Origin of the sequence: Rhizobium sp. TBD182 (genome assembly GCF_001950375.1) — a bacterium.
In the GTDB taxonomy this organism is placed as follows: Bacteria; Pseudomonadota; Alphaproteobacteria; order Rhizobiales; family Rhizobiaceae; genus Agrobacterium; species Agrobacterium tumefaciens.
The window spans coordinates 80,499-90,168 of sequence record NZ_BDLN01000013.1; the positions used below are offsets into that span (position 1 = coordinate 80,499).

The window sequence follows — 9,670 nt, forward strand, 5'->3', positions numbered from 1 at the left end:
CACCACCCGCAAGAGGGTAAAGATCAGCAAGGACACAAGGAATATGATGATGGCGCCCTGCATGAGGCGTCGCATCAGGAAGTTCACGGCAAACATTCAGTCACTCCGCTCGAAAAGTCACGGGCAAGTCCACACGCCGCCTGATCGCGGCGTGTGGCTGATCACGGTCAGGCAGCAGGTTTGGCGGCGTCGATCGACCCGTCGGGATAGATGTACATGCCCTCAAAGTCCTTCTGCATTGCGTGGATCATCACGGATGTGAACAGCGAGAGTGCCGGCATCTTGGCGGTGATGAGAGGCATGGTCTCTTCCTGAAGGATCTTCTTGCGCTCTTCCAGCGTCGGTGCCGAACGTTCCTTGTCGAGGCTGGCATCGATCTCCTTGTCCTCGATGCCGCAGATGCGGTGCGAGGTGGAATGGAAGTGGGTGCGCAGCACCAGATCCGGTTCCGGAGACGCTGTCGACCAGCCGCAATCGACCATATGGCCCGGGCCGCCGCCGGGGCGATGATACAGTTGCTCGTTCCAGGCCGCAGGTTCAAGCACGGTCAGGCTGACGTTAAATCCCTGCTCCTGCAGCATGGCGGTCAGCATCTCGCCATATTCCTTGGTCTTCGGATAGAAGCCGACGGACGTGATGTATTCAAGTGGCGGCAGGCCCTTGCCGTTTGGGAAACCGGCTTCGGCGAGCAAGGCTTGAGCCTTCTCGGGGTCGAATTTCGGGTAGTTCGCCAGATCGACATAGCCGAATTTGACCGGCGAGACGAAGTTCGACGAGGCATGGCCGGCCGAGCCCATCAGTTCCATGATCATGTCGCGATCGATCGAATGGCAGGCGGCAAGACGGATACGCGGATCGTCGAAAGGCGGTTTCGAGCAGCGGAACCACAGATACTTGTTCTCGACCGAAACGACCTTGTTGATGAAAATCGCCGGATTGTCCTTGATCGTGTCAACCTGTTCAGGCTCCAGACGTTCAACGATCGAAGCCTGGCCGTTCATCAGCGACAACATACGGGTGGTGGAGTCGCCTGTGAAAGTGAAGTTGATGCCGGGGATGGCCGGCTTGCCCTTGAAGTAGCCGTCATAGGCCTGCATCACGGTGTCGTTGCCGCGCTGTTCGACGAATTTAAAAGGACCGGTGCCGTTGAGCCGCTGGGAGAGCGGGCCGCCGGGGCCGCCGGCGACGTCCTTGGCCGACATGATCGGCAGGAAGGATGCAAGAAAGATGAAGAGATGGGCCGGATAGCCGCCCTTAGATGTGTCGACAATGACGGTGTAATCGTCAGGTGTTTCGATCGTCAGCGTCTCGGTCGGGCCGGGATACCACTGCGCCGGACGATCTGCCCTGGAGCCGTATTCGAAGGTTGCCTTGACGTCTTCCGCCTTGAACGGCTTGCCGTCATGGAAGACGATGCCTTCTCGCAGCTTGATCTGTAGCCGGTGGGGGTCAAGCAGCTTGATGTCGGTGGCCAGTTCGTAGACGACCGCGCCGGGATCATCGAGTTTCATCGGCGTGCGGGTAAGAAAGCCCATGACGAAACCTTCGATATTCTTCTGAGAAAGTGTCGTATGAGCGGTCGGGTCCCAGTTGCCGGTGATGTTTTCAGCCGACAGGAAGGTCATGGTCTTGCCGGCCTGCGCGAAGGCCGGCGAGATGAAGAAGTCAGGATTGATCTGCATATAGCCAGCGACGGCGGCTGCGCCCGCGGATCCTTGCAGGAAGCGACGACGACTGAATTCTGAACCCATCGAGTTCCCCTTTTCTATTTTGAATAAACCGTCAAATCAGTCAAAACGGTCAAATCAGTCACAAGCAAACGGCGTGCCAATTCAATTTTCAGACGGATATCGCGCTTTTGGGTCGGCGAAACTTGTGGGATTTGACCATTTATTGGTCGAATGAGAAAGAATTAAGCGGCCAACGAGATCGCTAAAATCACGGGGTTATTTCTGCCGTTGAAGCGGCGGACTGCTGATCGTTGTCAGGATGTGACCGAGAATAATGGCGGCGGTGACTGCAAGTGCCTCAGGATTGAAATTGCTACGAGAGTTCAACTATATTTCGGTTGGAGAGCGGCACCTCCGTCCTCGATCCCACAGACCCGCCCGATCGATGCGGTCATTCAGGATCTGTGGGCGCCTCCGGTAAATGATCAGCTGATCAAATAGTCGCTAGCCGTCTTTTAAGCGACCGGTGCTTGGTGCTGCCTGTCTCTTCAGAACAACCGACCCTACGAAGATTTGAAGGAAGTTTTGCGGCTCAGGTCACCGGCCGCCCGCCGGAAGCCAGTTAGATTGCAGGCGTCCAGTAGGTCTGCGCGACGTCATTGAAGGTCCGACCTGAGTGGATTAAATCAACCTCAGTCCCGTACCGGGATCAAACACGTGAAGGTCGGACGAGGCCACTTAGAGAACATCGCCATTGGCATCGATGGCGCGCCAGAGCCAGAACTTCCTGCCGCCAATCGTAATGACGGCCTCATCCATGTGCCACTTGTCACCAGCCTTTGGTCGATCCCTACGAATGCAATTGGCATAATGACGACCAAAGCGGTTGACCCAGAGCCGAACAGTTTCCCGGCTGACGATCACCCCGCGCTCGGCGAGCAGATCCTCCACGTCGGCCGTGCTCAGGGCAAAGCGGTGGTAGGCCCAGACCGCATCGGCGACGATCTCACGCGGAAAGCGAAACCCCTTCAGCCGGGGTAGTGAGCAAGCCATCTTCACGACGAATGATAACTGCAACCGGCCGCTCAAACAACTTGGCAATGCCATCCTGACACGCTCTGTTGAAAGGCGGTTAAAGTTCGCACGCCTTTCGCACTGGTCGAAGCAATGCCTCGCGTTCCTGCCGCGACCGTTCCATCCTGCGGCGCGCCGCTGCGAGGATCTCAGGCCGGACACGTTCCGGCAGGCCCGCGTCGAAGGGCGGTGCCGGTGCGTATTCCAGCGAAAGCTGGATCGTTTCGGCTTCATCCTGTCCCATCAGTTCCGCGATGACCGAAAGGCCGAAATCGATCCCCGACGTGACGCCGCCTGCGGTGATCAGGTTGCAGTCACGAACGACCCGCTCGGCGACCGGGATTGCTTCAAACCGCTCCAGCAGGTCCATCGCATTCCAGTGCGTCGCGGCCCGCCTTCCGGTAAGCAGGCCGGCCTTGCCGAGAACAAGTGAACCGGTGCAGACCGAGGTGACGAAGCGAGCCGTTTTGGCTTGCGACCTCACGAATTCAAGCGCTCCTTCGTCGGTCAGCAGAGGATTGATCCCGCCGCCGCCCGGCACGCAGATCAGGTCGAAATTCGGTGCGTCGGCGAAAGACACATCGGGTGTTAGCCACAGCCCGGTCGAAGCGCGCACCGGATCAATGGTCTTCCAGACGAGATCGACCTGTGCATCTCGCGCCGAAGCAAAAACTTCATATGGGCCGGTAAGGTCGAGCTGCTGGACGCCCGGAAAGCAAAGAATACCGAAACGGAAGGACATTGTTCTTCTCCTGTCTTGACCAGGAGACCATGACAGGAAATGTTTTGGCACGGATGCCAATCTTCCCTCGTTTTATGCCAAACGTCATGACGCGCCAGATCGAAATTCTCGTTTTTCCCGATGCACAGGTGCTTGATGCGACCGGGCCTGCACAGGTCTTCGCTTCCGCCAATGAGATTTTCCGAGGATCCGCCAAAGGGCCGCTCTACGAGATATCGCTTCTGGCGGAAGAGGCGGAGGTGACCTGCAATTCAGGGATTACGCTGCGGTGCCGGCCCTTGGCCGATGGCTCGATGGCATCCGGGATCATTCCGGACACGGCCATTGTCGCCGGCGGCCGCGGGGTAAATATCGCCTGCACCAGGCCGGCATTGGTTGAATGGGTTCGCAACAGCGCGTCCCGCGTTCGGAGGATGGCCTCGGTCTGCAGTGGCGCGTTTCTGCTGGCCGAGGCTGGATTGCTGGATGGCCGCCGTGCAGTCACGCACTGGCATCGCTGCGACGAATTCGCGGGGCGGTATCCGCAGGTCGGCCTCGAACGCGACCCGATCTTTCTGCGTGACGGATCGATATGGACCTCCGCAGGTGTTACGGCTGGCATCGATCTCGCCCTGGCGATGGTTGAGGAAGATCATGGCCGCGCGCTCGCGCTTGCTGTGGCACGCGAACTTGTCGTGTTTCTCAAGCGGCCGGGAGGTCAGTCACAATACAGTGCCCCACTCAAACTTCAGGCTGCCGATGACAGGTTCTCGGACCTTCACGCCTGGGTCTCGGCCAATCTGACGCGCTCGCTTACGCTCGAAACATTAGCGGACAGGGCGGGAATGAGCCGGCGCTCCTTTGCTCGTCACTATCGGCAAAGGACGGGTCGCACTCCAGGCGAGGCGGTGGAGATCATACGGCTCGAAAGGGCTCAGGGGCTCCTAGAAACCGGTACCTCAGTCGCTTCGGCCGCTCGCAAATGCGGTTTTGGCTCCCCAGAGACGATGCGGCGCGTGTTCTTGCGCAGATTGGGTGTTGGGCCAAGGACTGGCAGGAGCGTTTTCGCCGGTGACGCGCGCGCTATTGGCCTAGACCTTGGAGGTGATTGACGCTTCTATGGAGCGGAGATCGGCGCCGACATCGGCTTTAAGGCAAAAACTGGTTTCGAAAACACCGCCGAACAACCGGCGGCGTTTTTGGAATGATGAAACTACATGGCGCCAGCTGCGGATCCGAGGATGCGTTCAGCCGAGCGTTCAAAGCTCAAGTCGGGAGTTGCCCCGTCGATATCAGATCGTCCAACTGTTTTTGGGCGCCGTCATGATCATCAGGGTCTATCGATCGCAAGTCGACCAAGCCGTCCGCCGCGCAACTGGCTGATCACGAAGACATTGGCCTGCCTCGCGAAATCGGCCAACGCGGTCTGATCAGGCGTCAGACCTGGGCCATACCTCCATCGACGGGCATGAGGCTTTGCGGATAAAGCCACGTATCGAGGCATTGCAACGTCTCCTTGCCGTTCAGGCCGTTGGAGAAGCTGCTTGGATTAGCAGATGCCGAACCGGCTCACGCCTTACAAATTCAACCTCCACATGCCTCAGCACATGACGTTGTCCTGCAAATGGCACCATCCCCAAGGCGGTCTCGAAAGACACCCACCGAAACTCGCTGTGCTCGTGATTGATGACGACGGCGGCATCAGCGTCCACGAAGCCGACAAAAACCGGCAAGATGCTGATGGCATCACGATCGGCCTCGTAGAACTGCTCACAAATGTCGGCGGAATACAGACGCTCGCATGTGAGATTTGTCTCTTCGTTGACTTCGCGCAGCGCTGCTTCCCAGGCTTTTTCGCCCTCCTCGATCGCGCCGACGATCTGGCACCATTCGCCAACCAGCGTATGATTTCGACGCAGAAGCAAAACCTCGCATCCGGCGGGCACCATCCGTAGAAGCACGACTGATACTGCGAAGCATCGGATCGGAATTTCAGTCATAGGCGTCCTTTCTGATCGGTATCCGTCAAATTATGTCTTCTGGAATAAAGCCGCCCGTCTGGCGCTGCCAAAGGCGTGCGAACAATCCGTCGCCTTCGATCAGCTCCTCCGGGCGGCCTTCCTCGATGATCCGGCCGTGGTCGAGGACGACGATCCGGTCCATGCTCGATATCGTTGACAGGCGATGGGCGATTGCGATCACCGTCTTTCCCTCCATGACGAGATCGAGCCGCTCCTGGATCGCAGCTTCGGACTCGCTGTCGAGCGCCGAGGTCGCCTCGTCGAGCACCAGAATCGGCGCATCCTTCAGCATGACGCGAGCGATGGCGACGCGTTGGCGTTGGCCGCCTGAGAGTTTGATGCCGCGGTCGCCGACGAAGGCGTCATAGCCGGTGCGGCCTTCGCTGTCGACAAGGTCGGCGATGAAGGTGTCGGCGGCGGCGATTTTTGCGACAGTCTCGATCTCTTCCCTTGTCGCTCCAGGTCGGCCGTAGCGGATGTTGTCACCGACCGACCGGTGCAGCAGCGCGACATCCTGGGCAATGACGCCGATGGCACAGCGTAGGCTCGACTGGGTGACGGAGCGAATATCATGGCCATCGATCAGGATCGCGCCGTCCTTGATGTCGTAGAAGCGCAGCAGCAAGTTGGTGAGGGTGGTCTTACCCGCTCCGGAGAGCCCGACGAGACCCACCTTCTCGCCCGGTCGGATGGTCAGCGAGAGATCGTCTATGACCGGCTTCCCGGTCTTGTATGCAAAGCGCACTTTCTCGAAACGAATCTCACCACCTGTCGCCACAAGCTCCCTTGCATCCGGCTGGTCCATGATGGTGGGCGGGGTGGTCATCACGGGCATGGCGTCCTTGATCGTGCCGATTGCCTGGAAGATCTGCTGCCCCATCTGCAGGAACGTAAAGATCTGCGTCGACAGCCGGTTCAAGACATAGACGGCGCCAACGAATTCGCCGACCGTCAGGAAGCCCTTGACGAGGCCGGAAAACCCGATCGTCATCATGCTCAGCCAAAGCAGCGTATTCAGGACCACGACGGTTAGCTCGGAGCTGCGATAGAGGCGCTGCTCGGTCTGCTGCGTCTTGACCGACTTGCCGATGACATTGCGGATTGCGCCGGCCTCGCTGTCTTCGGCGGCGAACTGCTTGATCATCTGCATGTTGGTGTAGAGATCTGTGATGGCGCCCGCAACCAAGCTGCGCTGCTTTGCGGTGCGGCGTGAGCGCTCGACGAAGGTCGGCACGATCCTGATGGTGAATGCGACATTCAACGCGATCCAGATGATGACAGGCAAGGCGAGCTGCCAGGAAAGCGCGCTGAGCAGGATCACAGAACCTACCAGTTGCACCGCGAAGCGCGGGATGGACTGGAAGGCCGCAATGATTTGCTGCTGGACTGCGGCCGCAACCTGCTGCAACCGTGAGGAAACCTGACCGGCGAAGAGATCGTGGAAAAAAGCAAGATCCTGCCGCTCCACCGCCTTGTGACCTTGCCATTGGATGGCGGCGGGCATGCCGATGCCAAGCGTATGCGAGGTCAGCGTGTTCAGAACGAAGGACACGACTGGCATAACAGGGAAGATCAGCAGGCCGAGGACGGTGAGCATCGGCCACTCGTTCTGCAAGAAGGCGGCAGCACCCTGTTGCGTTACGCCGTCCACGATCACCGAAAGACCCCATACGATGAGCAGGTTGATCGCCTCGAAAAGCATGGATGAGATCGCCAGTGCGATCAGCACACCACGGAACATCGAGATGAAATGTAGGAGGACAGCGACCGGCCCCTTCGATGGTAGCGGCCGGTAAGGGATATCAAGCGGCTGGATCAATCGTTCGAACGGGCGGTAAATCGTATCTGAAATCGACATGGGTGCTCGAACTCTCAATGGAATAGGTCAGAAGTCTTCTCGAGATCAGTGCTTACGGCCATAGCCGGGATTAAAGCTGCGCAGCACCGCTCGTACGCGGACGCGTTTGGATCAGGGGGTAGAATGCGGGAGCCGCGTATCGCGCCAAGTTTGCTATCCTTGACGAGACGAGAAGCATCACGTTGACCGCGACTGCCGTAGAGACCTACCTCGCTTCCTGATTCCGAAGGCATCTCCGCCGAGTCCAGGATTTCGTCAACATCGCGGCCTTCTTCATCTCCTTTCGCTGATTGGCATGCGGAAACTGTCGCTCAATATCGTGGTACCGGCAAGATTTTCCTGGACCTCTGGCACCTGAGTCAACAAACCCGTGTAAGCATTGAACCAGGTCGACCGATTCCTGGCGCCACCGCAGTATCGTTATCGCCGCGCTTCGCGCTGCGATCTTGAACAATCTATCGACCGTTGTCGGCGTAGCAGCCGCTCGCGGCCGAGCACGGCTGCTGAGATGGGCTAAGGGAATACGTTCGGGTGGCTGTGCGGACCGGCGGGACGCAGAACACGCTGCAAATTTCTAGGCTGAAAACCGATTTTGCCGTCATCGGACGTGTCGAACCCGGCGCCGACGGCGATTACACCTGTCATCATTTCGGATCAAACGTGGATCCCTTGTCGTTTTCGACTTTAGACGACGTCGCGGACTTTCTTCGGGCTCATCCTCGCAGCGGGGTGCGAATGTACCCAAGCCGGAAGAAGATTTCTCGCAACATCCATATCGATGGAATTTTCCTCCGGTGACAGGTGTGCGACCGCCGCTCTACTGATAGTAATGCTAAGGAGCAATGCGTTGTGGATTTCAGAACGAGCGAGAAGCTTGCGAAGTGAGCGTGGCATCAATTTGCCGTCATAGCCTATCAAATACACTCGCAGGTAAATATAGTATCTTGTCCAATCTCGAATTCGCTCCCTGACCTCAAACATGGATTTGCTTTCGTCTTACGAGCCGCACTGGCCCTAGTTGGACTTTTCGATGCGGCGGTGCCATGCGTGATAATGGCTGGCGCTTTCTGGCGTTATCTGCGCCAACGGCAACAACGCCGCCTGCTCATCCTCATCGAGGTATGACGCAAAAGCGACAGCCTGGATGGCTTCGTGCTCGCCAGCGAATATCCTGAGGAAACCCTCGAGAAATTTCCTGCCCACGCCCAGATCGAGCGCGCCTTTGTTGTACGCATCTCTTAGAATTCCTTGATACGTCGGCGTTGATCATGACTGGTCTCCGGGCGTTAGCTGGAATTCTGGAATGACGCTGGCAGTCGTCAGGCGGACTTCAGTTCCGGACCGTCAAGATGATAAGGCTCAACAAGGCAATCGGCAGGAATTCCCCATTCCTTGTGCAGCCGGTGAATCATTTCGACAGTCAGAGCACGCTTTTTGTTCAGCACTTCAGATGCACGAGAACGAGAAGCGAACAGCGTCGCGAGGTCACTCTGGCTGCGTCCTGTCAGCTCCATGTGGGCCTTGATAAGTTCAATCGGCTCGGGTGCATCGATGGGGTAGTGCTTGTCTTCGTACGCTTCGATGAGATCGGAAAGGACATCGAAGCGCATGCCATCGGTACTGAAAGGATCGGGCGGGTTATCGAAATACTGACTGACCTCTGCAATGGCCCATGCGAGGTCATCATCGTTTCTGATGGCGCGGATGTTGTCCATTACACTGTCTCCGGGTTAATCTGGTCATATTCCTTGTGAGTGCCGATGAACTTGATCAGTACTCGTTTGTAGGGGTAGGCGACGTGGACAATGAGCCGGTATTTGTTGCCCGATATGTCGAAAATGATGCGATTGTCGGAAACGAAATCTACCGTCGCGCCAAATGTTGCCTTCACATCGGCCGGCGTCGTCCATTCGGCTTTGCTGACCATCGCGTGCCACGTTTTTAGGGGCGTCTCGGCGTGAGTGTGAAGCTCCCAGAATTGTCTCAATGTAGACTTGGCGATGATCTGCATAATCTTTGTCTACCACATTCCCAAATTGGGAACAAGAGGGATTTAGGATGCGGAGAATAGCAAGTTTAATCTCCGCAATTATGCGGATTTTATCGTGCTTAATCTCAGCACGGCGCTTCAATCAGTGATGCTAGCTGGCGCGATGAGATGAAGAGGCTGGTCGATCTCATTCAAATCGTGCCAAGAAATTGCTTTGGTAAGACAATCTCCCAACCGAGGAAAATTGATCAGCAGGGTCGCAAGTTCGTATCCGTTCACATCAGGATTTTTGTCAATTGTTCATTCGAGTGGCATCGAATTTCTCCTTCGTAGGCG

Annotated in this window: 8 protein-coding genes and 1 pseudogene; 1 reads left to right on the forward strand and 8 read right to left on the reverse strand. The window is 57.3% G+C overall.

The features are described from left to right. Window positions 1-167: 167 nt before the first annotated feature. From T18_RS24755 to T18_RS24770, 3 genes and pseudogenes are all read right to left on the reverse strand, one after another. A complete protein-coding gene (locus T18_RS24755; protein ID WP_025591696.1) occupies window positions 168-1,751 on the reverse strand; it encodes an ABC transporter substrate-binding protein in 1,584 nt (527 codons plus the stop codon). A gap of 660 nt (window positions 1,752-2,411) precedes the next feature. After that, window positions 2,412-2,723, reverse strand: a pseudogene (locus T18_RS24765) (DDE-type integrase/transposase/recombinase); the annotation flags it as partial. 79 nt (window positions 2,724-2,802) lie between these two features. Further along, on the reverse strand, window positions 2,803-3,486 hold the full coding sequence (locus tag T18_RS24770) for a DJ-1/PfpI family protein (protein WP_038497231.1): 684 nt from the start codon (window positions 3,484-3,486) through the stop codon (window positions 2,803-2,805). A gap of 86 nt (window positions 3,487-3,572) precedes the next feature. Between T18_RS24770 and T18_RS24775 the strand changes: the two genes are divergently transcribed. After that, window positions 3,573-4,577, forward strand: a complete 1,005-nt coding sequence (locus T18_RS24775) for a GlxA family transcriptional regulator (RefSeq protein ID WP_233285005.1) — start codon at window positions 3,573-3,575, stop codon at window positions 4,575-4,577. Between the two features lie 411 nt (window positions 4,578-4,988). On the opposite strand, the gene T18_RS24780 is transcribed toward T18_RS24775, so the two are convergent. The 5 genes from T18_RS24780 to T18_RS24805 all read right to left on the reverse strand — a co-directional run bounded on the left by T18_RS24780 (window position 4,989) and on the right by T18_RS24805 (window position 9,355). Next, window positions 4,989-5,465 carry an NUDIX hydrolase gene (locus T18_RS24780; RefSeq protein WP_038497226.1) on the reverse strand — a complete coding sequence of 159 codons (477 nt, stop codon included), beginning with the start codon at window positions 5,463-5,465 and terminating at the stop codon, window positions 4,989-4,991. A gap of 25 nt (window positions 5,466-5,490) precedes the next feature. Continuing rightward, on the reverse strand, window positions 5,491-7,344 hold the full coding sequence (locus tag T18_RS24785; RefSeq protein WP_038497222.1) for an ABC transporter ATP-binding protein: 1,854 nt from the start codon (window positions 7,342-7,344) through the stop codon (window positions 5,491-5,493). Between the two features lie 1,014 nt (window positions 7,345-8,358). After that, window positions 8,359-8,547, reverse strand: a complete 189-nt coding sequence (locus T18_RS24795) for a hypothetical protein (RefSeq protein ID WP_038497216.1) — start codon at window positions 8,545-8,547, stop codon at window positions 8,359-8,361. 116 nt (window positions 8,548-8,663) lie between these two features. Then, window positions 8,664-9,059, reverse strand: coding sequence for a helix-turn-helix domain-containing protein (locus T18_RS24800; RefSeq protein ID WP_038497213.1), 396 nt, complete (start codon window positions 9,057-9,059; stop codon window positions 8,664-8,666). Further along, window positions 9,059-9,355, reverse strand: a complete 297-nt coding sequence (locus T18_RS24805) for a type II toxin-antitoxin system HigB family toxin (protein ID WP_038497210.1) — start codon at window positions 9,353-9,355, stop codon at window positions 9,059-9,061. The genes T18_RS24800 and T18_RS24805 overlap by 1 nt, the downstream gene beginning before the upstream one ends. Window positions 9,356-9,670 lie beyond the last annotated feature (315 nt).